Source organism: Roseateles sp. SL47, assembly GCF_026625885.1.
Lineage (GTDB): Bacteria > Pseudomonadota > Gammaproteobacteria > Burkholderiales > Burkholderiaceae_C > Roseateles.
Genome location: NZ_CP113068.1, coordinates 4,825,431 through 4,850,513, shown reverse-complemented (window position 1 = coordinate 4,850,513; position 25,083 = coordinate 4,825,431). Strand labels below are relative to the sequence as shown.

22 protein-coding genes and 1 tRNA gene are annotated in these 25,083 nt (G+C 64.7%); 10 read left to right on the top strand and 13 right to left on the bottom strand.

Annotation, left to right across the window (positions count from 1 at the left end):
* From OU995_RS20880 to OU995_RS20845, 8 genes are all read right to left on the bottom strand, one after another.
* Positions 1 to 1,125: a cytochrome-c peroxidase gene (locus OU995_RS20880; RefSeq protein WP_267832050.1), complete on the bottom strand. Its 1,125-nt coding sequence runs from the start codon at positions 1,123 to 1,125 to the stop codon at positions 1 to 3.
* Positions 1,115 to 4,021: a TonB-dependent receptor gene (locus tag OU995_RS20875; protein ID WP_267832049.1), complete on the bottom strand. Its 2,907-nt coding sequence runs from the start codon at positions 4,019 to 4,021 to the stop codon at positions 1,115 to 1,117. The genes OU995_RS20880 and OU995_RS20875 overlap by 11 nt, the downstream gene beginning before the upstream one ends.
* Positions 4,022 to 4,109: 88 nt before the next feature.
* Positions 4,110 to 5,108, bottom strand: a complete 999-nt coding sequence (locus OU995_RS20870; protein WP_267832048.1) for a FecR domain-containing protein — start codon at positions 5,106 to 5,108, stop codon at positions 4,110 to 4,112.
* Positions 5,090 to 5,596, bottom strand: a complete 507-nt coding sequence (locus OU995_RS20865) for a sigma-70 family RNA polymerase sigma factor (protein WP_267832047.1) — start codon at positions 5,594 to 5,596, stop codon at positions 5,090 to 5,092. The genes OU995_RS20870 and OU995_RS20865 overlap by 19 nt, the downstream gene beginning before the upstream one ends.
* 289 nt (positions 5,597 to 5,885) lie before the next feature.
* Positions 5,886 to 7,187 carry a TRAP transporter large permease gene (locus OU995_RS20860; protein WP_267832046.1) on the bottom strand — a complete coding sequence of 434 codons (1,302 nt, stop codon included), beginning with the start codon at positions 7,185 to 7,187 and terminating at the stop codon, positions 5,886 to 5,888.
* Complete coding sequence (locus OU995_RS20855) at positions 7,178 to 7,705, bottom strand: TRAP transporter small permease (RefSeq protein ID WP_267832044.1); 528 nt, start codon at positions 7,703 to 7,705, stop codon at positions 7,178 to 7,180. Before OU995_RS20855 ends, OU995_RS20860 begins: the two co-directional genes overlap by 10 nt.
* Complete coding sequence (locus tag OU995_RS20850; RefSeq protein ID WP_267836320.1) at positions 7,702 to 8,631, bottom strand: TRAP transporter substrate-binding protein; 930 nt, start codon at positions 8,629 to 8,631, stop codon at positions 7,702 to 7,704. Before OU995_RS20850 ends, OU995_RS20855 begins: the two co-directional genes overlap by 4 nt.
* A 169-nt stretch (positions 8,632 to 8,800) precedes the next feature.
* On the bottom strand, positions 8,801 to 9,628 hold the full coding sequence (locus tag OU995_RS20845; RefSeq protein ID WP_267832043.1) for an NAD-dependent epimerase/dehydratase family protein: 828 nt from the start codon (positions 9,626 to 9,628) through the stop codon (positions 8,801 to 8,803).
* A gap of 95 nt (positions 9,629 to 9,723) precedes the next feature.
* On the opposite strand from OU995_RS20845, the gene OU995_RS20840 reads away from it, so the two are divergent.
* The 6 genes from OU995_RS20840 to OU995_RS20815 all read left to right on the top strand — a co-directional run bounded on the left by OU995_RS20840 (position 9,724) and on the right by OU995_RS20815 (position 17,136).
* Positions 9,724 to 10,644, top strand: coding sequence for a LysR substrate-binding domain-containing protein (locus tag OU995_RS20840; protein WP_267832042.1), 921 nt, complete (start codon positions 9,724 to 9,726; stop codon positions 10,642 to 10,644).
* 131 nt (positions 10,645 to 10,775) lie between these two features.
* Positions 10,776 to 11,855: an acyltransferase family protein gene (locus tag OU995_RS20835; RefSeq protein ID WP_267832041.1), complete on the top strand. Its 1,080-nt coding sequence runs from the start codon at positions 10,776 to 10,778 to the stop codon at positions 11,853 to 11,855.
* Between the two features lie 264 nt (positions 11,856 to 12,119).
* Positions 12,120 to 14,105: an OPT family oligopeptide transporter gene (locus tag OU995_RS20830; RefSeq protein WP_267832040.1), complete on the top strand. Its 1,986-nt coding sequence runs from the start codon at positions 12,120 to 12,122 to the stop codon at positions 14,103 to 14,105.
* Positions 14,106 to 14,212: 107 nt separating this feature from the next.
* Positions 14,213 to 14,289, top strand: a tRNA-Arg gene (locus OU995_RS20825).
* A 49-nt stretch (positions 14,290 to 14,338) separates the two neighbouring features.
* Complete coding sequence (locus OU995_RS20820) at positions 14,339 to 15,898, top strand: M48 family metallopeptidase (RefSeq protein WP_267832039.1); 1,560 nt, start codon at positions 14,339 to 14,341, stop codon at positions 15,896 to 15,898.
* A gap of 140 nt (positions 15,899 to 16,038) precedes the next feature.
* Positions 16,039 to 17,136 (top strand): acyltransferase family protein, encoded by a 1,098-nt coding sequence (locus tag OU995_RS20815; RefSeq protein WP_267832038.1) that lies wholly within the window; start codon positions 16,039 to 16,041, stop codon positions 17,134 to 17,136.
* A 156-nt stretch (positions 17,137 to 17,292) separates the two neighbouring features.
* Here OU995_RS20815 and OU995_RS20810 read toward each other — a convergent pair whose 3' ends face one another.
* Entirely contained in the window at positions 17,293 to 19,077 is a 1,785-nt protein-coding gene (locus tag OU995_RS20810; protein WP_267832037.1) for a methyl-accepting chemotaxis protein, read from the bottom strand.
* Between the two features lie 232 nt (positions 19,078 to 19,309).
* Here OU995_RS20810 and OU995_RS20805 point away from each other — a divergent pair, with 232 nt between their 5' ends.
* Positions 19,310 to 20,065, top strand: a complete 756-nt coding sequence (locus OU995_RS20805) for an SOS response-associated peptidase (protein ID WP_267832036.1) — start codon at positions 19,310 to 19,312, stop codon at positions 20,063 to 20,065.
* Between the two features lie 219 nt (positions 20,066 to 20,284).
* Positions 20,285 to 20,668 (top strand): hypothetical protein, encoded by a 384-nt coding sequence (locus OU995_RS20800; RefSeq protein WP_267832035.1) that lies wholly within the window; start codon positions 20,285 to 20,287, stop codon positions 20,666 to 20,668.
* A gap of 87 nt (positions 20,669 to 20,755) precedes the next feature.
* Here the strand turns inward: OU995_RS20800 and OU995_RS20795 are convergent, their stop codons facing one another.
* On the bottom strand, positions 20,756 to 21,022 hold the full coding sequence (locus OU995_RS20795; RefSeq protein ID WP_267832034.1) for a hypothetical protein: 267 nt from the start codon (positions 21,020 to 21,022) through the stop codon (positions 20,756 to 20,758).
* A 254-nt stretch (positions 21,023 to 21,276) separates the two neighbouring features.
* Here OU995_RS20795 and OU995_RS20790 point away from each other — a divergent pair, with 254 nt between their 5' ends.
* Positions 21,277 to 21,510: a hypothetical protein gene (locus tag OU995_RS20790; protein ID WP_267832032.1), complete on the top strand. Its 234-nt coding sequence runs from the start codon at positions 21,277 to 21,279 to the stop codon at positions 21,508 to 21,510.
* On the opposite strand, the gene OU995_RS20785 is transcribed toward OU995_RS20790, so the two are convergent.
* Positions 21,511 to 22,203: a glutathione binding-like protein gene (locus OU995_RS20785; RefSeq protein ID WP_267836319.1), complete on the bottom strand. Its 693-nt coding sequence runs from the start codon at positions 22,201 to 22,203 to the stop codon at positions 21,511 to 21,513.
* 105 nt (positions 22,204 to 22,308) lie between these two features.
* Between OU995_RS20785 and OU995_RS20780 the strand changes: the two genes are divergently transcribed.
* Positions 22,309 to 23,055: a hypothetical protein gene (locus OU995_RS20780; RefSeq protein ID WP_267832031.1), complete on the top strand. Its 747-nt coding sequence runs from the start codon at positions 22,309 to 22,311 to the stop codon at positions 23,053 to 23,055.
* A gap of 141 nt (positions 23,056 to 23,196) precedes the next feature.
* Here OU995_RS20780 and OU995_RS20775 read toward each other — a convergent pair whose 3' ends face one another.
* Positions 23,197 to 24,231 carry a phosphotransferase gene (locus tag OU995_RS20775; RefSeq protein ID WP_267836318.1) on the bottom strand — a complete coding sequence of 345 codons (1,035 nt, stop codon included), beginning with the start codon at positions 24,229 to 24,231 and terminating at the stop codon, positions 23,197 to 23,199.
* A gap of 115 nt (positions 24,232 to 24,346) precedes the next feature.
* Complete coding sequence (locus tag OU995_RS20770; RefSeq protein ID WP_267832030.1) at positions 24,347 to 25,063, bottom strand: Crp/Fnr family transcriptional regulator; 717 nt, start codon at positions 25,061 to 25,063, stop codon at positions 24,347 to 24,349.
* Between the last annotated feature and the right edge of the window lie 20 nt (positions 25,064 to 25,083).

Sequence of the window (25,083 nt, the reverse complement as noted above, 5' to 3'; positions counted from 1 at the left end):
TCAAAGGGTGCGCAGGAACGCTTCCAGGTCCTGCAATTCCTTGCCGCTGAGCTGAATCGGCTTGATCAGCGGTGACGGTGGAATCGCCATCAGCCCCTGCGCGTTCTTGGGCGGCTGCGGCATGCCGGCGTTGTAGCTCTCCAGCACCCCTCTCAGCGTGGGTGTGACCCCGTTGTGGAAGTAAGGTGCGGTGCGCGCAATGCCGCGCAGGGACGGGGTGCGGAAGGCCCCCACATCTTCCGGGCGGCCCGTCGCGCCCTGGCGCCCCAGGTCTTGAAGACGGCGGCCCAGCGCGCTCATGCCAATCTGGTGGAACTCGTGCTGGGTGAACTGCGGTCCGCTGTGGCAGTTCATGCAGCGCGCCTTGGTGCGGAACAGGTGCAGGCCACGGATCTCCTGATCGCTCAGGGCGGAGGGTTTGCCCTCGATGAAATCGTCAAACCGTGAGCGTGGTGCTTCAATGCGCCGCTCAAAGGCCGCCAGCGCCTTGCCCAGCCGGTCCAGCGTGACCGTGTCATCGCCAAAGACGTCCTTGAACCGTCGGGGATAGTCCGTCTCCCGGCTGAGCCGCTGCTGCAGGGCCGGCAGGTCCATCGCCATCTCCACGGGGTTGGCGATCGGCATCAAGGCCTGGCTCTCCAGGTCGGCAGCACGGCCGTCCCACATCAGTTGCGGCACGAAGGCCACGCCCATGAGATGGGGCGTGTTGCGCGGCCCCGCCTGGGCTTCGTGGCCCAGGGCGAGGCGGCGCCCGTCGGAGAAACCCAGATGAGGGGCATGGCAACTGGCGCAGCTAAGGGTCTGGTCCCGCGACAGACGGGGGTCGAAAAACAACTGCTCCCCCAGCTTCATCAGCGCGGCCGGTGGTTGCGGCAGGGCGGGGCGGGGGCCCAGTTCTTCCCACTGGACGCCCGGATCCACCTGCGCCGTCGGCCATCCGCCACGCGGGCCGCGATAGGCCTGCATCAGGCAGTCGCGGTCGCAGTCGGAGGTCTTGTCGGATGGTGTCGGCGGTGTCTCGATGGTCAGAGGGCCCGAGGCCGCAGCCCCCGCCACGCCGGCCACCGCCAGCAGCGCCGCCACCACCACGATCTGGATCCGCTTCATGCGGCGCTCAGAAGTCATAACCCACCTCCAGCGCCACGCTGCGGCCCCGCTCATAGGTGGCATAGGTCTCGCTGACCGTGCTCTTGTTCTTGCGGTTGGTGAGGTTCTCGATCGTCAGCTTGACCTGCAGCCGCTGATCACCCCGCACCCGGGGTTCCCAATGGATCACCGTGTCCACCGCCAGCGAACGCGGCAGATTCGTGCGCTCGTAGACATCGACCGTGCTGCCTTGGTAGTCCGTGGTGCCATTGAGCAGCACCTGCTGATAACGATCGCGGATGCGAAGCAGGTTGCTGATGGTGAGGTGATAGGCCGGCAGGCTGCTCATCGCCCCCAGTCGGAGGGTCCACGGGCGGTTGTAGTTGTCTGCAGGAATGTCGGAGTAGCGGATGAACTGGCCGTTGTAGCGAATGATGACGTCGTCGACCTTGTCGGTGGAGTAGGTGTCGCCGTAGGTGCTGTAGTTGGAGCGGACATCGCTTTTGTTGACCGCCAGCCACCAGCGGGTGGCCACGGGCCCGGTCTTGATGGCGGCAGCGTTGGACCAGCTCAACGTCCAGTCCTGAGTCTTGGTGCGGCCGGCGTTGGTGTAGATGTAGCAGCTGTTGCCGTTGCAGTCGGTCTGTTTGGTGACCACCCGCTTGACGACCTGGTCCTTGCCGTCCCGCTGCGTCACGCGCAGACTGAGCGGCCCGCCCAGCCAGGCCGGCGCAAACACCATGCCGGCCGTGAGTTCGTCGTCATAAGGCGTTTTCATGGCCTCCAGACGATTCAAGGGAAGGGCCTGCGTGCCAGTGCCCCAGGTCAAGGTGCCGCTGCGGGTCTGGGTGACCAGCAGGGTGTGGATCTTCTCCTGCAGCGCATAAGCAAACAGACTGCGCCCGTAATACCGGTTGGCGCCGGCATCGATCAGCCAGGTGTCGCTGGGCTGCCAGCTGAGGGCCAGCCGGGGGCCGACGTTGAGTTTGTCGGTGAGTGTGTCCTGGTCCGCTCGCAGACCCGCGCGCAGATTGAATTCGCGCCAGCGGATGTCGTCTTCCACAAACGCGCTGTAGGACTCTGCATCCAGTGCAAAGCTGCCGGCGTTGTAGGTCATCAGCCGCGTGAAGTATTGGCCGACAGCGCGGTTGATGGTGGGGGTCACCGAGCAGGCGTCGGTGTCCTGGGTGCCGTCGGCGCGCTGGCAGCGCGAGATGGCGCCGGTGGTGGGCAGGTTGGCGACGGTCAGGTAATAACGCTGCGCTTTCAGCCGGTCATAGCTGGCGTCCTGATGGCGAAGCTCCACGCCGGTGGAGACACGATGCTGCGTTGCTCCCAGCGACACGGCCTTGAACGCCCCCTTGACCTTGTAGGCCAGCGTCTTGAGGGTCTGGTCCACGTCACCCCAGGCGCCTTCACCGCTGGTGGCGGCGCTTTCGGTGCTGTCGCCCCAGTTCTTGTCGGTGGACCAGCGCCAGTTGCGGTAGTAGTCCGCATCGCTGCGGCGGGACTGGTCCGAGGTGCTGTAGGACAGCTGCTGCGTGAGCAGCACCGGCTGGAACCGCGACTCCCAGCGGCCAGACAGCGTCAATCCGCCGCTCTGGATGGTGTAGTCGCTGTTGCGGTAGTCCTCGATGAAATAGCTGTTGTTGGCCGGCGCGTAGACCAGGCTGAGGTCCGCCTTGTGGATGCTGGCGGTGGGCGTGAAGTCGGTCTTGAGCACCAGGGTGTCCTGGCGCCGCTGCTGGGTGACTTCGCGGCTTTCGGTGGTGCCCTCATTGTCGGAGGTGAAGCGGCGCAGCGGGATGTCCGACTGCCGGCGCACGGCGCTCAGCAACACGCCCCATTCCTCGCTGGGCCGCATTTCCAGCATGGCCTTGTAAGTCCATTTGCGAAAACGCGGCTGCATGTCCGCATTGGAGGAGGCCTCGAACTCTTCCCGGCGGGCCGGATCGATGAAGACATGGGTCCAGTCCGATGAGGAGTACCCGACCGCCACACTTCCCCCAAAGCGCTTGCGAGCGGAGCAAATGCGGGCATCCACCACGCCGCCGGTGAACCGGCCGTGCTCGGCGGAGACGTTGGAATCCCGGACCTCGACCTCGCACAGGATGCTGCTGTCCACGGCCAGCGCCTGCGAGGAACCCGGAACGAATTCCGGGCTGGTGGTGGTGATCTTGAGCCCAGGGTCCAGGTCATTCATCGCCGAGACGCCGTCCAGCAGAATCTGGTTCTGATAGGGCTTGGAGCCGTGAATCGAAATCTCGGCTGGTGCGATTTCGCCCCCGGTGTAGGACGACAGCTGCGACTCGCTGTACTGGATGTTCGGATTAAGCTTGAGCTGGCTGGTCAGGTCGCCATTCAGCGCCGGCAGGTTGCGGATCATGGCGCGGTCCAGCCGGTCCACGGTGGGCAACGGGCGTCCCTGTACTGCCACCTTGGGCAACCGTTGCAGGCGCAGTTCGGGCAGGTCCTCGTCGAGCGCACCGTCTTGGGCGGGCACCGGTCGGCGGCGGATCATCACGCCGCCCGCATGCGAGGAGAGGGCTTCCAGCGGCGTGCCCGCCAGCAGCACTGTCAGGCCGGCCATCACTTCATATCGGCCGTTCAAACCCTGGCTTTTGAGTCCACGCACCAGCTCCGCGTCAAATACCAGCACCACGCCGGCCTCCGCTGCAAATCGGTTCAGGGCGTCGGCCAAGGGCGAGGCAGGGATGTCGTATTGACGCGCCAGGGCGGCGTTGGTGCTGGCGGTGCCGGCCTGCTGGGCCGCTGGAGCGCCTGCGGCCTCCACCGACAGCCCCGCCGTTCCCAGCATGGCCGCGAGCAGGGGCGGGGCCAGGCGGGCGGGGCCGGTGCGTCGCCCGTGGGCGACGTGGCTGCGGGAGCCCTGGGAGGAAAGGGGCTGGGACAGGGGCAGGCGACGTGGTTTCATGGTTCGGTGCGTATCACTGACCCATGGAGGCCGAACGAGATCGGCAAAAGGACAATGGAATGGCCGACGAAATCGAAAATTTTTTCGATCAGCGTGGCCGTAGCACCCATCCCTGGCCCTGCCGCTCCAGGCGAAGCCCCCACTGATCGGCCACGGTGGCCAGCGATCGCTGGGGGTCGGCGGTGATAAAGCTGCCGGAGATGCGCAGGCCTGCAATCGAGGCGTCGCAAGACAGCGCCATGCCGGACTGGGTCTGCAAGGTCTGGAGGACCTGTGCCAGCGGCTGGTCCATCACCACCAGCATGCCGCGGGTCCAGGCTTCGTCGGCGAAACCAGCCACCCCCACGGGATCATGGCCGCCTGGGAAGAAGCGCAGGCGCTGGCCGGCGTTGACCCGTGACGGGAAGGTGGCGCCGGTCGGCAGCACCGACACCGCATGGGCCTGGACCGCGACCACCGTGGCCTGGTCCTCCTGCGCCAAGGTCAGCCGGGTGCCCAGCGGGGTGACTTCACCGTCACGGCTCAAGAGGGTGATCGGACGATGGCGGTGGTCGGGGGCTGTCTCCAGTTGCACTGCGCCCTGCGCCAGATGCAGCGTGCGCCGGGCGGGGCTGTAGTCGATGCCCAGGCGCGTGTTCGGCCCCAGCAGCACATGGCTGCCATCGGGCAGGGTGAGTTCGCGGCGTTGCCCGGCGCGGGTCGCCACCCATTCCACTGGCGCGGCGGCAGGCGTCCAGGCACGATAAAAGAACCCTCCCATCACCACCGCACCCAGCGCGCCCAGGCCCGTCAACGCGCGGCGGCGATCCGTTTTGCGTGGCGCCGGGCGCGCTGCGCTGGAGCGCCGCTCGGGTCTTTCCAGCGTCTCAGGCATCTGGGACAAGGCTCGTCGTGCCTGGGGCGGCGTGTGCGCCAGCAACTGCTGCAGACGCTCCACCCGCTGCCAGGCCGCACGGTGTTCATCAGAACGGTCGTACCAGTCCTGCCAGGCGCGGCGGTCGACATCAGAAGGGCTGCCGTCGTTCAGACGCAGGTGCCAATCGGCCGCTTCCGACAGATGCTCCGGCGTCACAACTGCATCAGACACTGGACCACCGCCTTGTGCATGTACTTCTTGACGCTGCTGACCGACACGCCCAGATGCTGGGCTATCTGCGCATGGTCCCAGCCCTCCAGTTGCGCCAGAAGGAAGGCTTCCCGCACCTTGGGCCCCAGGCCGGTCAGCAACCGGTCCAGGGTGAGCAGGGTCTCCATCAACACCGCGCGCTCTTCCGGCGAGGGATGCAGGTCCGGGGGGAGGGCGGCCAGCTCCTGCAGATATGCCCGCTCCAGGTCCTGGCGGCGGAAATGGTCCACCACCAGGCCGCGGGCGATGGTCGTCAGGTAGGCACGGGGCTGGGCCAGCATGGGCGGGCGGTCGCCGGCCTGAAGCAGCCGCACGAAGGTGTCGTGCATGAAATCCGCCGCCCGGTCCGAGCACGGGCCCAGGCGGCGACGCAGCCAGTCCGTGAGCCAGGAGCGGTGCGCCCGATAGAGGCCCTCATGGCTCAGCACAGCGGGTTCGGCGCCACTCATGGCGCGTGTCCCCCGTGAGGGCGGTCAGCGCGGAGCGCGGCGGTGAGGCAGTGACACAACAACGAACCGGCGTGAAGCCGGCCCGGCAGGCGGAGGCAGGACATGACGGGACCCGAAGTGGCAGATCAAGACGAGGCCTCCGGCTGGTCCGATCTGCAAATGCAACGGCTGGCTGTGCCCAATCGGCAGGATTGTAGACGAGAAGATAAGAACTGTTCTCATCTTCTGGGCAAGGCCCGCAGCGCTGTGGTTCCACAGCGGCTCGGACGCAGCGATGCGTACGCGGCGGTCAGCCCGCAGCCGGATTCAAGAGCCTCGGCAGCCACAACGAGAACGCCGGCACATAGGTCACCAGCAGCAAGGTCACACCCAGTGCGCCGTAAAACGGCAAGATCGACCGCATCACCTGCCCCACGGACACCCCCCCGATGGCGCAGCCCACAAACTGCGTGACACCCACGGGTGGGGTGTTGAGGCCCAGGGCGCAGTTGATGAGCATGACGATGCCGAACTGCACCGGGTCCATGCCGAAGTGCGCCGCAATCGGCAGAAAGATCGGCGTGCAGATGAGGATGGTGGCGGCCATGTCCAGGAAGGTGCCCAGCACAAACAGCAGCACATTGATCATCAGGAAGATGATCCAGGGCTCGGAGCTGACGGCCTTCATCAGCTCGCCGGTCTTCTGGGGCACCTCATACAGCGCCATGAAGTAGCCGAAGGCCGAGGAGATGCCGATGAGGAACAACACCACCCCGGTGGTTTTGCAGGCCTTGGCACAGGCCTTCAGAAAGTGCTCCCAGCTCAGGCTGCGATAGGCCAGCACCGTCACCAGCAGCGCCCAGAACACGGCGGTGGCTGCGGACTCCGTGGCAGTGAAGATGCCCGACAGAATGCCCGCCAGGATGATCACCACCACCAGCAGGCCCGGCAAGGCGCCCAGCAGGGCCAGCAGCACTTCCTTCCATCCGGGGAACCGGCCGTGGGTGCTGTAGCCGCGCTTCACGGCCACGTAATAGGCAGCGGCGAGGTTGCAGAGGGTGAGCAGCAGCGCGGGAATGACACCGGCCAGAATCAGGCTGAACACACTCACCGAGGCAATGCCGGTGGTGGCCAGCGTGAAGATGATCAGGTTGTGGGACGTGGGCATCAGCGCACCCACCAGCGCTGCATGGGTGGTGACATTCACCGCATAGTCGGCGTCGTAGCCCTCCTTCTTCATCAGCGGAATCATCACCGACCCCATGGCCGACACATCGGCCAGCGGAGACCCTGCGACGCCGCCGAACAGGGTGCAGCCCAGCACGTTGCTCATGCCCAGCCCGCCGCGCACATGGCCGACGAGGGAATTGGCAAAGCGCACGATGCGGTCGGCAATGCCGCCGTAGAGCATCAGCTCACCGGCGAAGATGAAGAACGGGATGGCGAGGAAGGAAAAGACCTGCATGCCGCCGACCATCTTCTGAAACACCACCGCAATCGGCAGGCCCGCCGCCACGATGGTGGCCACCGAGGCCAGGCCGATGGAAAAAGCCACCGGAACGCCCATCACCAGCAGCACCGCAAAGCTCACAAGCAGGACCGTCAGTTCCATGAGGGCACCACCTCTTCATGGCGGATCAGCGCCACGATGTGTTCAATCGAGAACAGCACAATCAGCACGCCTGCGATCACCAGCGCGAGATAGTCCAGGCCCACCGGCACGCCGAGCATCGGGTCGAGTTCATCCCATTTGAGGCGGGTCCAGGTCCAGCCGCTCCAGGTCATGAGCGCGCCAAATGCTGCCACCAGCGCGTGGATGAGCAGTTCCAGCCGCTGCCGCCACGCCTCGGGCAGCAGCACCGCCAGCGACTCCAGGCCGATGTGGCCGGCATCGCGCACGCCCACCGCCACCCCCAGCGCGGTGACGTACAGCACCAGTTGCAACGCCAGGCCTTCGGCCCAGGTGGGTGTGTTGTTGAACAGGTAGCGGCCAACCACCTGCACCTGTACCGCCACGATGATGCCCACCAGCATGACCACCGCCGCCATCAGGCTGATCCGGGACAGCCAGGCGCAGAGTCGGGTGTAGGGATGCGCCACCGGGCCCAGGGCCGTGATGGAGGCGCTCATGGCGTGTCCTGAACGGCCTTGACCAGGCGCTGCAGGTCCGGGGTGTTGATGAACCTGGCATACACCGGCGCCATGGCGGCCTTGAACGCGGCCTTGTCCACATCCGTGATGATTTGCGAGCCGGCCTTCTGCACCAGGGCCTTGTCCTTGGCCTCCTGCTCATCCCACCGCTGGCGCTGGAAAGCGACCGACTCCTTGGCGGCGGCGCGGAACAGGTCCTGATCGGCCTTGGGAAGCTTGTCCCACACCAGCTTGGACATGAGCAGCACCTCGGGCGCCATGGAATGCTCGGTCAACGAGAACACCTTCACCGCTTCGTAGTGTTTGAAGCCGGCGTAGGAGGGGATGTTGTTCTCCGCCGCATCGATCAAACCGGTCTTGAGCGCGGTGTAGATCTCGCTGGTGGGCATGGGGGTGGCGTTGGCGCCAATGGCGGTTGCAATGGCCACCCACAGCTCCGACTGCTGCACGCGGATCTTCAACCCCTTGCTGTCGGCCGGCGTGCGGACCGGTTTCTTGGCGTAGATGGAGCGCGAGCCGCTGTCGTAGAACGCCAGGCCGATCATGCCCTGCGACTCACAGCCTTTGAGAATCTCCTCGCCCACCGGGCCGTCCAGCACCTTGCGCATGTGGGCCACCGAATTGAACAGGAAGGGCATGGTCGGTACCAGGCTCTTCGGGCAGATGGAGTTGAGGGAACTGATGTTCACCCGGTTCATCTCCAGCGCACCGATCTTGAGCTGGTCCAGGGTCTCCTTCTCGGTGCCCAGCGCACTCTTGTTAAAGACCTTGATCTTGAACCGCCCGGCGCTGCGCTGGCTCAGCAGCTCGCTCATGTGCTTGACGGCCGCGACGGTGGGGTAGTCGTCGCTGTTGTGGACATCGGCCGAACGGAACTCCGCCGCCTGCGCGAATGGGGTGGCCATCAGCGTCAAGATCAGCGCAAGGGTCAGTGCCAGGTTCGGCGCCAGGGGCCGGGCGAGGCACGCTTTTGCAGGCCTGCGCAGGGTCAGGGTATTGGGCATCGTCGTTGTCTCCGGAGGTCTTGTTGGAATGGATGCGAGGATGACGGGGGGTGGAGGGCGCCGCGCGGGGCTAGCCTGGCGGATCGAAGGGGCCGATGCCCAGGAAGCTGCCCCCTTGCAATCGCGCCATCAGGCTGCCCTCCGGAAACACCACATCACCCACCTGGCTGCGCCAGGGTTCGGCACTGTCCTGGGGCTGGTAGCCGAGTTGGGCCCATCCGGCCTCGGTGTACCAGCGGGCGGGGTTGCGGGAGATGGCGTAGGTGACCAGGCAGCCAACGCCCGGCGTGGTGATCGACGCCTCCACCAGGCTGAACAGATCACGCGGGCTCAACCAGGTGGAGAGGGCGCGGCGGTCCGGCGGCTCCGGCAGGCAGGTGCCAATGCGCAGGCAGACCGATTCCACCCCATAGCGGTACCAGTACAACTGGGCCATGCCTTCACCAAACAGCTTGGTCACCCCGTAATAGCCATCGGGCCGCGCCGGGTCGGAGGGGTCCAGTAAGTGGCCTTGCGGATAACAGCCGGTCACATGGTTGGAACTGGCAAACACCACCCGGCGCGTGCCGGCCAGCCGGGCGGCTTCATACAGGTGGAAGACGCCGTCCAGATTCGCGCGAGCCATCTGCTCAAACGGCGCTTCGACCGAACAGGCGCCCATGTGCACCACGGCATCCACACCTTCCAGCAGGCGCTGGACGGCCACGCGGTCGGTCAGGTCACAGGGGTGGTCTTCTTCATGGGCCGCCAGCGACAGGCCCAGGGGATGGCGATCGCTCAGGATCAGCCGGCGGCAGAGGCGGCCCAGCGGCTCGCGCAGCATCTTGCCGATGGTGCCGGCCGCACCGGTCAGCAACAGGGTGTCCAGCATGGGTGCGTCAGCGGAGGAGGGCGTCATGCGTAAATTTTTAAAACAGCGTTTCGGGCGAGTGTCCAAAAGCGCGATCATGCAATCCAGTGCTTTTTTTGTGGGTCTTCAATACCCAATCGGTAATGCGCATCGACATTCGCCAGCTCACCTACTTCGTCGCCGTGGCGGAGGAACAGCATATTGGCCGGGCGGCCGAGCGGCTCAAGCTGTCGCAGCCGCCACTGACACGGCAGATCCAGCAACTGGAGAGTGCGCTGGGGGTGAGCCTGTTTCGGCGCACCCCGCGTGGCATGGAGTTGAATGCGGCGGGGGAAGAACTGCTGCGGCACGCCCGAGGCCTGCTGGGGCAGTTGGATCAGGCTGCGGAGCAGACCCGTCGGGTGGCGCAGGGCCAGATCGGCCAGTTGCACGTGGGTGTGTATGGGTCGGCAGTGTTTGGGCTGGTGCCCGAGGTGCTCCGGGCGTTCCGCCGGTCTCATCCGGAGGTGGAGTTGCTGCTGCACCATGCTCAGACCCCCGCCCAGATTCCGGCCCTGCGCCAGGGGCGCGTGCAGGTGGTGTTCGAACGGCTGTTGCCGGAAGAGCCCGACATCGAGGTGAAACGGGTGGGCAGCGAGCCGCTGCTGCTGGCGCTGGCGTCGGACCATCCACTGGCGGCGCACCGGCGCATTGACGTGGCCGCACTGAGGGACCAGACCTTTCTCACCGGCAGCGCGCCTGCCGCCGTGGCCACCGCGCTGGACCTGTGCCGCGCCCATGGCTTTGAGCCGCGCTTTGCGCCGCCGGCCAGCGATGTGGTCACGGCCACCTTGCTGGCGTCGACCGGTGCAGGCGTGTCCCTGGTGCCGGCCTCGATGACCAACGTGCATTTCCCCGGCGTTGTGTACCGCAAGCTTGCATCGCGTACACCGGCCACGATGGAGCTTTATTGCTTCTACCTGCGAGAAGACACCTCCCCACTGCTGCGCCAGTTGCTGTCCACCATCGAAGAGTTGCAAGCGGCGCCGGGTGCGGGGCCGATGTCCCAGCAAATGGGGGGGTAACGCTTGCTGCGTTGCAGCAATGAAGGTGCAAGATGTGTCCTGCATCTTTGCAATGTGTCCGCAGGGGCGGTGCTGCCGGGGTGCATGCAGATGGGCGTGGGCCCGTCTCAGGCTGCTGGGAGGCATTGCCCATGCTGGATCAGGACACAAAGCGGTATGTGGTGCTCGATGGCATGCGTGGTGTGGCCGCGCTGTGCGTGGCGGTGCTGCATGCCAGCCAACTGCTCAAGCTGGGCTACAAACCCTTTCATGCCTCTCTGGCAGTGGACTTCTTCTTCTGCCTGAGCGGCTTCGTGGTGGCCTTTGCTTATGACCGCAAGCTGCCTGGCATGTCGATCCAACGTTTCTTTGCGGTCCGGCTGATTCGTCTCTACCCGATGATCGCGCTGGGCATTGCCTTGGGGGCCGGGGTGCTGTTGCTGGCGCTGCTGCGCGGGGATCTGGCCTGGAAGCAGACCCTGGTGCTGATTGGCTCCGCCTTCGTGCTGCTGCCCGCAGGGCTGAAGTATCAGTTCCAGGCGTATCCGGTGAACAACCCGATCTGGTCGCTGTTCTTCGAACTCTGTGCCAATGCGGCTTACGGCTTGCACACCAAGTACGGTCAGCGGCTCAAGCCCGGCGCTGTGACAGCCGTGGTGGGGGCTTTGGGTGTGGCGCTGGCAGGGGCGGTGCTGTTGCAGCACGGCGTGGACCCCATCGGCTTTGACGGGCCCCGCAATTTCGTACTGGGCTTTGTACGGGTGGCTTTCCCGTTTGTGGTGGGGATGTGCATCTGCCGCAGCGGCATCCACCGTCGGCTGCCTCAAGTGCATTGGATGCTGCCGATGCTGGTGCTGCTGGCCATCCTGATGTGTCCGTGGTGGCGGCATGAACCGGTGTTCGATCTGGTGTGCCTGCTGGTGCTGCTGCCGCTCATCGTGGCGTTGGGTGCTGCCGCCGAGGTGCAGCCCCACGGCGTCATTCTGCGCGGGCTGGAGTGGTTGGGCGCGATGTCCTACCCGTTTTACCTGCTGCATGAGCCGCTGCTGCGTCTGGCGCGGGACCTGAACATCACCGATATGCCAAGCCTGTGGGTGGCGGTCCTGGCCTTCCTGCTGGCCGGTGTGCTCGCGCAACTGGCGTTGAGCTTGTATGACGAGCCGCTGCGAGCTTCTCTGATGCGCCGATTGCGCCGGGCACCTCCGGCCATCGGGGTGCCAGCACGGGCATGAACGGCTGATGCGGTAACCGCCCACGGCGGCAACTCACCGAACCGCGTGTGTGAACAAGCATGGCCGCTGCGTGTCCAAGCGTACTGGCGCGGGTTGCCCTCGCACATCCAGCGCTGTTGGGTGGAGTCTTTAGGTGGAAACCCTTGCTTTCAGGAGATGTCAGGCCCATGACGGACTGGGACAATGCGCGCTGTTTTTTTGTTTCAAAAGAACGTCCTTTCTGGTCACGAGCCTGAACAGGGGCGTAACGAAGGATCGAGCAGCATGGCGCTACAGCACTTGACGGACGAACAGGTCCGCACCTGGACGCGGGCCCAAAAAGACGAGTGGTGGTTCAAGAACGTCTTCCGCGGTGACATGGCGCAGCTCTCGCTGCGCTCCGGCCTGACCGGTTTCATTCTGGGCGGTGTGCTGGCGGCGACGTCGCTCTACATCGGCGCCAAGACTGGCATCAGTGTGGGCGTGGGGCTCACGTCGGTGATTCTGGCTTTTGCCATGTTCCGCCTTCTGAATCAGATGGGCTGGGCGGATGACTACACCATTCTGGAGAACAACTGCACCCAGTCCATCGCCACGGCGGCCGGTTATGTGACGACCCCGCTGATCTCCAGCCTGGTGGCCTACATGCTGGTGGTGGATCGCATCATCCCGTGGTGGCAGATGATGATCTGGATGGTCCTGATCTCGGTGACCGGCGTGCTGGTGGCCTTCCCGATGAAGCGGCGCTTCATCAACGAAGATCAACTGCCGTTCCCGGAGGGCCGCGCCTGTGGCGTGGTGCTGGACTCGCTCTACACGGGCCAGGGCGGCGAAGGCCTGTACAAGGCGGCACTGCTGGCCAAGGTGGCTGGGTTGGCCGCGTTCTACCAGGCCATCGTGAGTGATGGCTGGATGAAGCTGATCCAGTTCAAGCTGCTGCGCATGGACCAGTGGGCCGGCATGAAGGAACCCTGGGTCTTCCATGACCGCCTGGACCAGTACTACTACAGCTGGGCCGTGAAGGTGGACGCGTGGATTCCCAAGATCATGGGCGTGGACTTCCGTGTGCTGGGCCTGCGCCTGACGCTGGATGTGGCGATGCTGGGCGTTGGTGGCCTGATGGGCATTGCCGTGGCCACCAGCTGCCTGCTGGGTGCCTTTGTGAACTTTGCGGTGCTGGCGCCGATCATGATCAACGCGGGCGACATCGTTCAGCGTGTGGGTCCCACTGGCACGGTGATCCCCATCTCGCGAGTGGAGATCGTGAACCAGTGGTCGATGTGGTGGGGTGTGGCCATGATGGTGGCCGGTTCGGTGACCAGCCTGCTGGCCAAGCCCGACATCTTCACCAATGCGTTCAAGTCGCTGACCCATCGCAAGAAGAACAAGGACAACGGCCCTGACCTGCTGGCCAACATTGAAGTGCCGCTGTGGATTTCCTACGTCGGTGTGCCGGTGTTTGGTTTCCTGTCGGCGTGGACGGGGCACCTGTTCTTTGGCGTGCCGATGACGCTGGCGCTGGTGTCGCTGCCGCTGATCTTCGTGCTGACGGTGATCTGCACCAACTCGATGGCACTGACTTCCTGGACGCCGACGGGCGCGCTGTCCAAGATCACGCAGTTCACCATGGGGGCGATTGACCGCAGCAACCCGGCCTCCAACCTGGTGCCGGCGGGCATGACGGCGGAAATTGCCTCCAACGCGGCCAACCTGCTGTCGGACATCAAGCCGGGCTACATGCTGGGCGGCAAGCCGCGCCACCAGGCCATTGGCCACGTGATTGGGATTTTTGCGGGTGTACTGGCCTGCGTCCCGCTGTTCTTCCTGCTGTTCGTGCCGAAGAACGCGGAAGGCGTGCGCAGCACGGCCACCATCATTTCCGACCAGTTCGCCATGCCGGCGGCGGTGCAGTGGAAGGGTGTGGCCGATATCATTGCCAACGGCCTGCACAGCCTGCCGGCTTCGGCGCTGATCACGATGGGCCTGGCCGCTGCAGCGGCCGTGGTGATCGAGGTGCTGCGCCTGGTGACGCGCGGCAAGTTTCCGCTGTCGTCGGTGTCGATCGGCCTGGGCGTGGTGCTGCCGCCGGAGTCCACCTTCGCGATGTGGATCGGCGCGATGATCTTCTTCGTGGCGGCCAAGATCTACAAGACGCCGGGGACGGCGGGCTGGCGCCGCTGGGTGGACGGCTGTGAGCCGATCTGCGCGGGTCTGATTTCCGGTGCGGCTCTGATGGGCATCGGCAATGCGATCGTGAACGTGCTGATCTGATCCACCAGCCGCCGGCTGACCGCTGGCGGCATGGCACAATTCAGGCCCTCTGCCGGCATGGGAATGCCGGGGAGGGCCTGATTCATTTCAGGCACTGGTGTGTCTGTCTGCCCGTAGCTCAACTGGATAGAGCAGCTGCCTTCTAAGCAGCAGGTCGGGGGTTCGAGTCCCTCCGGGCAGGCCAATAAATGATCAATAAGCGATCAATAAGTCATCAGTCGGGGAGGACCAGAATGACGGTATTGAACCAGTCTGACCGCTCGTTGCCGGTCTGGGGGCTGGCTGCGGTGGCTTTGCTGGCCGCTGGGTTTTTACAGTTCATGCTGCTGGTGCCGTTGGCCCTCTTGCTGGGCTTGCCGCTGTTTCTTTTCGGCTTGGGAAGCCTGACCGGGGTGGCCATCCTGGCCTTCCTGATCCTCGCTTGGATCATCCAGCCCGATTGGCGTCTCCGAGTCCGCGTGGTGCCTCGGGCCACGGTGCCTGAGTTGTATGCCCAGGTGGATGCCATTGCCGATGCGCTTCATGCACCGCGAGTGCATGTGATTGCGCTGGACGACTCGCTCAATGCAGGCGCTCTGGAGCGCCACCGCGGTTTGTCATTTCGGCGGACCCAACGTGTCCTGATTCTCGGTCTGCCCTTGCTGCGTCTGCTGGATACCGAGGCGGCCAGGGCCGTGATTGCCCATGAATTGGGACATTTCTCGCGCGAGCATGGGCGACTTGGCCATTGGCTTTATCGCACCCGTCAGGCCTGGACCGACTGGGCGCAAATGGAGGGCTATGGCGATCCGGCCGATTCCAGCCCCTGGGAGCGGGCTGGCCATGCCTTTGCCAGGATGTTCCTGCCCTGGTTCCGGGACGTGACCGATGCTCACGCCCGCCGCTGCGAATTCGAAGCGGACGCAACGGCTGCACGTTTGGTGGCACCTCAAGCCCTGGCGAGGGCCTTGCTGCTGTTGGCGCGTGCGACATCGGCAAGGGCAGTGACCGGCGATTCGGCCTTGCTCGAACAACTGAAACGGAGCGCCTCTGCGCCGGAGGACTGGGCCGAGTGGACCGCTCTCTCCATCCCCCACGAACCGCCATCTCCGGAAGAGCTGTCCGACTGGCTGAAGGCGCATCAGCCTCGAGGAACGCATCCCTCCCATGCTTCGAGATTGAGCGCCTTGGGCTGTGCGCCAGGCGCGCTGGATCTCCGTGCGGCGAGTTTTGAGGAAAGCGCAGCACGGGCCTGGCTGGGTGGGCAGTGGGGGACCGTCTGCAAGGCGTATTCGCCCTGGGCCGATGAGGGACGGAGTGTTGCCTGGGCAATGGGGCATGCGGCGCTGAGTGTCGCGGGCAACGTTCCACAAGACGTGGCCTCCGCAGCGCCCCTCCAGCCGTCAAGGCCCACATCGGCGGCGGCGCGGAGAAGGCGGCGACAGGCGGCATTGGAAGCGCTGGAGCAACGGCCTGTCTGGCCGACAGGACGCCCCGAGCACGAAGTGGCTGCGTTGTCGGCGGCCTTGGCTGCCCACCCGGCCGTGGCACAGGCATGGGCCTTCGATGTCCCCATGACCGACGTCTTGGGGGGTGGGGCGGTGCTTGTACTGGTGATCCGTTTGGACCCGGATCAGTTGCAGGCCATGGGGATCCATGAAGACCACGTGGGGGAGGCGCTCGACGAGGTGCTTGGCTGGCTCTGGGGCAAGCACGTGGAATGGGTGGCTCGCTTCAGCTATATGAGCGAGGGCTTCCCACCGGAGCTGCATGCGAAGTTGTCGGCGTCCAACGGGCTGGCACTGTCTCGCTGACGAACTTGCGGGGCAGCACACTAGCTCAGCTGCAAGGCTCATCCACAAAGTTGATGAGGCGTCGATACAAGTCCTGATGCGTCCAGCCTCGGGGGCATTGACAAACCGTGACAGGGTCCAATCACTGTCCGGAGAGATCAATGTCCAACGCTCGTGCCCGCATCGCCGGGCTGGATGGTGTTCGCGCGCTGTGTGTGATGCTGGTCTTCGCGGAGCACTTCATTCGCGGCGATCTCCACCTGGGCAGCCTCGGTGTGAATGTCTTCTTTGCGCTCAGCGGATTCCTGATCGTGGGCATCCTCCACGGGCAGCGGGTCAAGGTGGAGCAGGGCAGCAGCACGGCCGCCCGAGAGCTGCGCAGTTTCTGGATCAGCCGCTCCCTGCGCATCTTTCCGCTGTATTACCTGGTGCTGGTGATGATTGCGGTGGTGCTGCTGGCGCAGGGCCGTAGCCTGAAAACGGACGGTCTGCACTACTACTACGTCTTCCTGGGCAACTACTACATTCAGCACGTTTCCCATGTGTGGGGCGGCATCTCCCACCTGTGGAGCCTGTCGATCGAGCAGCACTTCTACATGCTGGCCTCGCCCCTGCTGCTGTGGGTGTCGGCTGGACGGCACGCGTGGGTCCTGCTGGCGCTTCTGGCCGTTGCCATGGGCTCGGCCCTCTGGGACTTTGCCAGTTTCGACGCCGTGCCCAAGCCCTATCTGCCGGACCTGCCGTTCTTCTCATTCATGGCCTGCGGCGGGCTGCTGGCCTTGGGTCTCTTGTCGGGGCAGCGCATGCCTCCTGCCCCGGTGCTGGCTCTCACCTTCGTCATCGGTGCCATGCTGTACGCCGACGCCTCCGGCCGAGTCTTCACCATCACCTCACCGGGGGCCGTTCGCGGGTTACGCGAGCTGGGTGCGCTGCTGATCTGCTTGTCGGTGCTGGCCTATATGCCGGCCGCGCAGGGGAGCCTGCTGGTGCGCGCACTGGAGCTATGGCCGCTAAGGTATCTGGGGACCATCAGCGATGGCTTCTATGTGTATCACTTCTTTGTTCCGGCCTTCTCCAAATACGCCGACCAACTGCCTTGGTTGCCTCACGGCCGACAGGTGTTGATCGTGGCGCAGTTCTTGGTGACCTGCGGCCTCGCCGCACTGTCATGGGAGTTTCTGGAGCGGCGGCTGATGAAGCTCAAGCAGCGGCCTCGCGTCAATGCAGACGCCCGGCCGGCAGCTGCTACTGCGGGCTGATCTCGAAGCTGGCCCCTTCAGAGCTCATCCTTCGAAACCAGCCCACCCCACTCGTCCGAGTAAACATACTCCCCGGCAAGCACGCCTGAGGCAGGTCGACGATGCCCTGCGGGAGTTCAGTGGCGGGCGGGTTCAATGCCGCCAGCCCGTCTGGCATCAGAACGACGCCCACTGATCGCCCGCGTCCGGTGCCTCGGTCGCCAACGCCATGGGCTGCTTGGGTGGCGTCGAGGTCTTGGCTGGCTGGCTGACCTTGCTTGCCGCGCTGGCCACCTTCGGTTTGGCAGCCTTGGCCAGCGTCGTCGCCGTCTTGGCCACCGGCTTGACGGCCACCGGCTTGACCTTCGACGTCAGACTTGCCTGCTTCGGTGTTGCCACCGGGCTGCTGTGGTCGGCCCGGCTCCGCGCCGCCAACTTGAAGAAGTCCACCGCTTCCAGCAGCTGTTGCGCCTGCACCTTCAGGCTCTCGGCCGCCGCCGCGCTTTCTTCCACCAGCGCGGCATTCTGCTGCGTCACCATATCCATTTGCCCCACAGCTTCACCCACCTGATGGATGCCGTTGCTTTGCTCCACCGTGGCCGCCGTGATCTCGCTGACGATGTCGCTCACCCGTTTGATCGAGCCAACGATTTCATCCATGGTCTTGCCAGCGCCCTCCACCTGGTCGTTGCCGCGTTCCACCTGTTCCACATTGCTGGTGATCAAGGCCTTGATCTCCCGGGCCGCCTGCGCACTGCGTTGCGCCAGGGTGCGGACTTCCCCGGCCACCACCGCAAAGCCGCGCCCCTGCTCACCAGCGCGAGCAGCTTCCACGGCGGCATTCAACGCCAGGATGTTGGTCTGGAAGGCAATGCCGTCGATCACCCCGATGATGTCGCCAATCTTGCGGCTGCTGTCACTGATGCCTTGCATGGTGGACACCACATGGCCCACCATGGCCCCGCCGCGCGAAGCAATCTCGGCGGCATTGCGGGACAGCCCGTCCGCCTGCCGCGCGTTTTCCGCATTGCTTTGCACCGTGCTGCCCAGTTCTTCCATGGTGGCAGCCGTCTGCTCCAGTGCGCTGGCCTGCTCTTCGGTGCGTTGGCTCAGGTCTTGGTTGCCTTGAGCAATCTGCGCACTCGCTGTCGCGACGCTCTCCGCATTCGATCGCACCGCGCTGACGGTCTTGATCAGCGCCTCACGCAGCCGGTGAAGTCCCTTCTGAAGCTGTCCGATTTCGTCGTGACGGTCCACGACCACTTCCGGAACAAGATCGCCATTGGACAGCGTGTCCAGGGAGTCCACCAACTTGCGCATGGGCTTGGTAATGCTGCCAGTCACCAGCAAGGCGGCAAAACCGGCCAGCGCCAGCCCCACCACAGCAGTGACGCTGATGGTCAGCGTCGCGGCCTCAACGGACACTTGACTGTTCCTGGCGTCCTCCGCCATCAGCTTTTCCTGGAACTTGGAGAGTTCTTCAAGCTTTTGGTCATACGCCAGCTGTGCCGGTCGAACCTGCTTCAGCAGCGTGTCGCGCATGGCGGGATCGTTCGCTTCCGCTTGGGCAACAAATACATCCAGTGCCTTTTTGTAGCCTTCACGGGCTTCCAGGGCAGAACCTATCACTGCCTTGCCCTCGGGACTCTGGATCAGGTCCGCCAGCTTGTCGTAGATTTCCCGCGCGGCCTTTCGTGAGGTCGCCAATTGATCCAGCTGGGTGCGACGTTCCTTGGCGTCGTCAAAGATCACAATGTTGCGTGTCTGTCGTGCCTGCTGGTTGAGTTCGCTGTCAATGTTTCGAATCATCATCACCTTGACGTAGCGATCTTCCACAATCAAATCGACCAGCCGGTCCACCTTGGTGAGCGCCATCCAGGCCGCCACTGCCAACAGCAACAGCAGCAGTCCCACAACTCCAAAGCCCAGGCTCAACTTCCAGGCCACCCGAAGATTCTTCATGATTCCCGTCCTTCCCTCGTTGATGGGATCGCTAAAGAGGGCCCTGGTCATGGGCGATCGTGAACGATCGACGCAGCCTCAGAGCCATTGACCAACATACTGAGTGTGCGGTGCCAGTTCAAACCAAAATGGTAGAAAAGGCAGGATAAATCGGCGTTATGCGTTTATCCGCCACATGCTTCACGATGCGCATCACCAACGTCATGGAAATCAGCTTCAAGCGGAGGCTTCGATGTGCAACCTCTACCACCTGACCCCAAAAAACGATCTGGAGGTGTATGTGCGCCGCCATCTGGGGATCTGGTTGCCCGAGCAAGTGCCGGACAAGCCGTTTGTGGGCCCGTTTGACACCGGGCTCTTCCTGCGGCCGGCCGGTGGCGACGCAGTGGAAGGCGTTTGGGGGCAGTGGGGCCTGATTCGTCCCGGTGCGCCTGCACGCACGGACATGATCCAACCCAAGACCATGCCCGGCCGCAAGACCCCGGCACCCCGGCCCCGGACCACCAACAACGCACGGCTGGAAACCGTAGCCACATCGCCCACCTTTCGGGCGGCGTGGAACGAGGGGCGGCGGTGCCTCATTCCTGCGGCCTGGTATCAGGAACCCAATTGGGAAAGCGGCAAGAACCGCTGGTGGCAATTGCGCCGAGCGGACGGACTGCCCTGGATGCTGGCGGGTCTCTGGAATGAATGGGTGGATCCCGTGACCGGGGAGGTGGTGCCCAGCTTCACCATGCTCACCTGCAATTGCGATGGCCATCCCCTGCTGGGCCGTCTACACAAGCCCGACCCCTCACTGCCAGCGCAGGCGCAAGACAAACGGGCGGTGATTCACATCGAACCGCAAGACTGGACCGCCTGGCTCACCGGCGCGGTGGCGCAGGCGCAGGCCTTGCTGCACCCGCAGGCCTCGGGGTTTTTCGATCAGGCCGATGCCCGGTCCACCGATGAGGCATTGGCCCTGCGGGCCGTCCAACAGCAGCGTTGATATCGCTCCGGCCACGCGGACATGCGGCAGAGCGGCAGAGCGGCAGAGCGGACGCTCCAACGAGCTGAAGCGTGCGCACGGAGGGGTATTGGCAAAAACACTGTATGCGCATACAGTTGCCTCATGTCTCCCCAATACCTCGGTCAGGCTTGAGAGAAAGTCTGAGAGAAAGCCTCGGGGAAGGGGCCTCGGGAAAGGGGCCTCGGGAAAGGAACCAACATGCTGCTTGATCTGAACGAACCCAAAAGCATCGTCGCCTGGTGGGAAGTCTTCCCGGAACGGCATGGGCCCTTGTTGGCCGACTGGGCGCAACGGCGGCCTGAGGTGCGCGGCGCCATTGCGCTGGCGTCCCAGATGATTCGGGCCAATCCCCGCACGTCGGTATTGCTGCGTGAGGCGGAGCTGCGCCGTGCCGCGGCGGAAGTGCGCATGGTGCAGCCTGCGCCGCCCTCGCATGATGAGCAACTGGCTCAGGAAGATGGGCGAGATGCCTGGGACAGTTGGGCAGGCTGGGACAGCGCTGAGGGTGACGACCTGCAGGCGCGCCAGGGCAGCCCGAGCGAGGACATCCGCGAGCTTGAAGCGCTGGAAGCGGTGGCCTGAAGTCGATGGCCTGAAGGCGGTGTCCGGAAGTCGCGGGGCGTGATGCGTGTGCCAGGGCCGCAAGCCCGCCAATCCCTGTCGCAGGCGTCAAGGCTCCTGGCCGTACTGGTCCCGATAAGCCCTGCGCAAGGCCTGGCAGTGGGCCCGCGCCTGCTGCCGGTTGTCTTCGCCCAGGTCGTTGCGTGCTGCGGCGAGGTCACACTGGTGAATGGCTTCAGCGGCGGCTGACACCTCGCGCCGACGGGAATCCGGGTACACCAAGGCCATCACCGCCAGGGCGGCCATGCCCGCCACCAGCATCTTCATCGGCACACCCTCCAGCCAGTCGGCGAGCCCGGGTGAGCGCTCAACCATGGGCCACCTCGCTGAAGCAGCCCATTGCGCGTGATGAGCCTGCGTGGCCCCATCGTCTTGTTGCTTTCATCCCACCCTCGTGATGCTGCTGTGGCGCAGCTCTTTTTTGCCCGAGCCAGCATTCTCGGGCCATCCAGGTTCGCATCGCGCCCCGGAGATGAGGGGGAAGCCGCTCAGGTGTGCAACCTGGCACAGGGAGGCGTTCAGTCTTGGCATACTGCGGGCCGTTCCTTTGGCTCCGCAGTCCGATTCAGATGTCTTCCACTCCGTCCACCCCCGCAGAAGTGCCTGAAGAAGGGACGCCCCTGGTCATCACTCCCGAAGAGCGCGCGGCCCTGTATTTCATCCCGCAGGCGCCCGGCGGCATGATCGTCAGCGAAGAGATGCAGCAGCGTTTGCAGGACAAAGGCCTGGCCACCGGCATCCGGGAGGATGGCCGGCGGTGGCTGACCGAACTTGGTGATCGCGTCCGGTTGGGCAAGCTCTGATCAGCGCCGCTGGTATTGCGCGGAACCGAAGAGGTTCTCCCGCGCCTTGTCGTCCACCAGCGGCTTGCGCCGGTCGGCCAGTACGTCCACCGCCCGCTTGACGGCGGGCCGCGCAGCGATCTCGTCGAACCAGCCTTTGAGGTGGGGGTAGTCGCTCAGCTCCACGCCCTGGTTCTTCCAGCTGCGCAGCCACGGGAAGATGGCCATGTCCGCAATGGTGTAGGTGTCGCTTGCGATGTAGCGGCTGTGCGCCAGTTGCTTGTCGATCACGCGGTACAGCCGCTGCGCTTCGTTGGTGTAGCGGTCGATGGCGTATTCAATTTTCTCGGTTGCGTAGATCCGGAAGTGATGGGCCTGACCCAGCATCGGCCCCACGCCGCCCATCTGGAACATCAGCCACTGCAGCACGTCATACCGCGCACGGGTGTCTTCCGGCAGGAACTGCCCGGTCTTGCCGGCCAGGTACAGCAGGATGGCACCGGACTCGAACATCGACATCGGCGCCCCATCCGGCCCTTGCGGGTCGACGATGGCTGGAATTTTGTTGTTGGGGCTGATGCGCAGGAACTTGGGGTCGAACTGCTCCCCCGCCCCGATATCCACGGGAATCACCCTGTAGGGAAGGTGGCATTCCTCCAGCATGATGTGCACCTTGTGCCCATTGGGCGTGGGCCATGAATACACTTCGATCATCTTGCGTTCTCCGTTGGGGCGCAGGGCTTCGGTAGGGTCGGGCATGCGCCTTTTGCAAAAGCGCAGGGGCCGGCAGTGCTGCGGCCCTTGCGCTTCCCCAGCCTCATGGTAATCAAACAAATCAAACAGTGGTTCACCGTCCGTGCCAATGCCGCGCGTTGGCGCCCGCTGATCGACTGGGCCCAGGAACGTGGTGGCGTGTTGCGCCATGCGCGCGACGGGCGCGGTTTTGTCATCGACCTGCCGCGCACCCTGCCAGGGCTCACCCGCATCGAATGGGGCCCCTCACAGCGCAGTTACATCAATGGCTATGAACTGCGCATGCGCTGCGAGCTGAAGCTGCATCACGACCTGCAGATGATGCTCATCGAGCGCCAGCTGATGGATACGCTGGAGAGCAGCGTCTTTGAGGCTTACACCGACACGCTGCGCACCCGCGTGGACACCGACACCCCGGAAGAAATGCGCTGGCTGGTGATGTTCCCGAAGCAACCGGTGCAGGACTCCAAGCTGGTCAAGCAGCGTTTTGGCTCCGTCAGCAACAGCCGGGAACTGTCCAATGCCTGGCTGTCGCCCGAGTTGTGCTCGCGACTGGCGCAGGCCAGCCAGGACATCCTGGTGGAAGGGCGGCCGTTTGTGCTGCTGAGCCTTCGCGGCAATGTCTACCTGCGCACGGCCATGCCGGACCCGTCGCTCAACGAAGTCCAGGGCTTGGCCAGCGTGCTGGAGGCTGCTGCCCACAGCGCGCAGGACGTCAGCCATCGGCTGGGCGATGGCGGCTCCTGGCCCACCACCACCTCGGTCGCGTGGCATAACCGCGCCTCGGAGGGGGATTACGGCACGCCCCACTGAGTGGTGTTCACGGTGGCTGCGGCGCTGAGAGGTGCTGCGGCCCCACGGGCTCAGCGGCGACCTTGCAAGCAAGGCGGGCGCTGACCTCGTGCCCCGCCACCCTCCGGTCGGCGGGCGCCGGTTCAGCGCCGTGCCGGCTTGTCAGGCCTGCTGCGCAAACTGCCAGCCCAGTGTCGCCATCGGCACGGCGCCTGCGGCAGCCTCCCGCGCCCGTGCGCTGGAGGCGGTGCCGTCTTCCACTCGTTTGGCAATGCCCTGCAGAATGGCCGCAATCCGGAACAGGTTGTAGGCCAGGTAGAAGCTCCAGTCCTTCATCACCGTGGCCGCGTCGCCGCGCCCGGTGCGCTCGCAGTAGCGCCGCACATAGCTCAACTCATCCGGAATCCCCAGCCCGGCCAGGTCCACGCCGCCCAGCCCCCGGGCGGCACCGCTTTGGCGAATGTGCCAGGACATGCAGTGATAGCTGAAGTCCGCCAGCGGATGGCCCAGCGTCGAAAGTTCCCAATCCAGCACCGCGAGCACGCGGGGTTCGGTGGGGTGGAACACCAGGTTGTCAAGCCGATAGTCGCCGTGAACGATGGACACGTCGCTCTCATCCCGTGCCGACGCTGGAATGTGCTGCGGCAGCCAGTCGATGAGCCGGTCCATGGCGTCGTTGGGCCCGGTGATCGAGGCCTGATATTGCTTGCTCCAGCGGCCGATCTGCCGCTCGAAATAATTGCCCGGCTTCCCGTACTGCGCGAGGCCCACGGCCTTCACATCCACCTGGTGCAGCGCGGCAATCACCCGATTCATTTCGTCGTAGAGGGCCGTGCGCTCCGCATTGGAGGCGCCCGGCAGCGACTGGTCCCACATCACCCGGCCCTGGATGAACTCCATCACGTAGAAGGCGCGGCCGATGATCGACTCGTCCTCGCACAAGGCCAGCATCTGCGGCACCGGTACGTCCGAGCCGGCCAGCGCCCGCATCACGGTGAACTCCCGTTCGATGGCATGGGCCGACGGCAGCAGCTTGGCCACCGGCGCCGGCTTGGAGCGCATGACGTACTGGGCCTGCGGCGTGATGAGCTTGTAGGTGGGATTGGACTGCCCGCCCTTGAACTGCTCGATGCTCAGGGGCCCGGCAAAACCTGGCACCTCGCGGCTCAGCCAGGCCTCCAGGGCGGCGGTGTCCATAGGGTGGGCAAGGGCCCGCGTGCCGGTGAATACGTCGTCCACGATGTCTCCTGGTTTTTTTGGGATGGGTCTTGGGCGCCGCCCAGGCCCCTCTCAACGGGACAGCGGGCAGCGTTCAGCGGTTGGCAATGGCCAGCAGCTTGTCCTTGCTCAGCAGCACCAGCCGGGTGGGCTCCACGCGCACTGCGCCTTCGCGCTCGAAGCCCTTGAGCTCCTGATTGACACGTTGGCGCGACGCGCCCAGCAACTGCGCCAGGTCTTCCTGGGCCAGTTGCAGGCCGATGCGGATTTCTTCGTTGCCCTGCGTCCCCTGCGAGACGCCATAGCTGCGCGCCAGCAACAGGATCTGCTTGGCCAGGCGTGAAGCCAGCGGCCGGGTGTTGAGGTCTTCCACCACATCGAACATCAGGCGCAGCCGGCGGCAATTCAGGCGCAGCAGGGCTTCGTAGAGTTCGGTGTGGCGTTGCAGCAGGTCCTTGAAGTCGGGCTTGCGCACCACCAGCAGCGTGGTCTCGCCATGGGCGCTGGCATCGTGGGTGCGGGGCAGGCCGTCGAACAGGGCGATGTCGCCAAACCAGGTGCCGGGCTCGACATAGGTCAAGGTCACCTGCTTGCCGGACAAGGACACCGAGCTCACCCGCACAGCCCCCGTGGCCACTCCCACCCATTCGACGGCGGGTTCGCCGCGGACCGACATCAGAGCACCGTCGGACAGGCGCCGGACCATTGCGCGCGCCAGGATGTCGCTGCGCAAAGGCAGAGACAGTTTGGAAAACCAAGGCCCCGACTCGATGTTGTTGCGTTCGGAAATTGTAAGAACCGAGCTGTTCATGCTTTGTCGCTGGCGTGACA

Bases quoted from the DNA above. Each gene is read 5' to 3' on its own strand.
- OU995_RS20880 (WP_267832050.1), bottom strand. From the start codon at position 1,125: ATGACTTCTGAGCGCCGCATGAAGCGGATCCAGATCGTGGTGGTGGCG.
- OU995_RS20875 (WP_267832049.1), bottom strand. From the start codon at position 4,021: ATGAAACCACGTCGCCTGCCCCTGTCCCAGCCCCTTTCCTCCCAGGGC.
- OU995_RS20865 (WP_267832047.1), bottom strand. From the start codon at position 5,596: ATGAGTGGCGCCGAACCCGCTGTGCTGAGCCATGAGGGCCTCTATCGG.
- OU995_RS20860 (WP_267832046.1), bottom strand. From the start codon at position 7,187: ATGGAACTGACGGTCCTGCTTGTGAGCTTTGCGGTGCTGCTGGTGATG.
- OU995_RS20855 (WP_267832044.1), bottom strand. From the start codon at position 7,705: ATGAGCGCCTCCATCACGGCCCTGGGCCCGGTGGCGCATCCCTACACC.
- OU995_RS20850 (WP_267836320.1), bottom strand. From the start codon at position 8,631: ATGGCCACCCCATTCGCGCAGGCGGCGGAGTTCCGTTCGGCCGATGTC.
- OU995_RS20845 (WP_267832043.1), bottom strand. From the start codon at position 9,628: ATGACGCCCTCCTCCGCTGACGCACCCATGCTGGACACCCTGTTGCTG.
- OU995_RS20840 (WP_267832042.1), top strand. From the start codon at position 9,724: ATGCGCATCGACATTCGCCAGCTCACCTACTTCGTCGCCGTGGCGGAG.
- OU995_RS20835 (WP_267832041.1), top strand. From the start codon at position 10,776: ATGCTGGATCAGGACACAAAGCGGTATGTGGTGCTCGATGGCATGCGT.
- OU995_RS20830 (WP_267832040.1), top strand. From the start codon at position 12,120: ATGGCGCTACAGCACTTGACGGACGAACAGGTCCGCACCTGGACGCGG.
- OU995_RS20820 (WP_267832039.1), top strand. From the start codon at position 14,339: ATGACGGTATTGAACCAGTCTGACCGCTCGTTGCCGGTCTGGGGGCTG.
- OU995_RS20815 (WP_267832038.1), top strand. From the start codon at position 16,039: ATGTCCAACGCTCGTGCCCGCATCGCCGGGCTGGATGGTGTTCGCGCG.
- OU995_RS20810 (WP_267832037.1), bottom strand. From the start codon at position 19,077: ATGAAGAATCTTCGGGTGGCCTGGAAGTTGAGCCTGGGCTTTGGAGTT.
- OU995_RS20805 (WP_267832036.1), top strand. From the start codon at position 19,310: ATGTGCAACCTCTACCACCTGACCCCAAAAAACGATCTGGAGGTGTAT.
- OU995_RS20800 (WP_267832035.1), top strand. From the start codon at position 20,285: ATGCTGCTTGATCTGAACGAACCCAAAAGCATCGTCGCCTGGTGGGAA.
- OU995_RS20795 (WP_267832034.1), bottom strand. From the start codon at position 21,022: ATGGTTGAGCGCTCACCCGGGCTCGCCGACTGGCTGGAGGGTGTGCCG.
- OU995_RS20790 (WP_267832032.1), top strand. From the start codon at position 21,277: ATGTCTTCCACTCCGTCCACCCCCGCAGAAGTGCCTGAAGAAGGGACG.
- OU995_RS20785 (WP_267836319.1), bottom strand. From the start codon at position 22,203: ATGATCGAAGTGTATTCATGGCCCACGCCCAATGGGCACAAGGTGCAC.
- OU995_RS20780 (WP_267832031.1), top strand. From the start codon at position 22,309: ATGGTAATCAAACAAATCAAACAGTGGTTCACCGTCCGTGCCAATGCC.
- OU995_RS20775 (WP_267836318.1), bottom strand. From the start codon at position 24,231: ATGGACACCGCCGCCCTGGAGGCCTGGCTGAGCCGCGAGGTGCCAGGT.
- OU995_RS20770 (WP_267832030.1), bottom strand. From the start codon at position 25,063: ATGAACAGCTCGGTTCTTACAATTTCCGAACGCAACAACATCGAGTCG.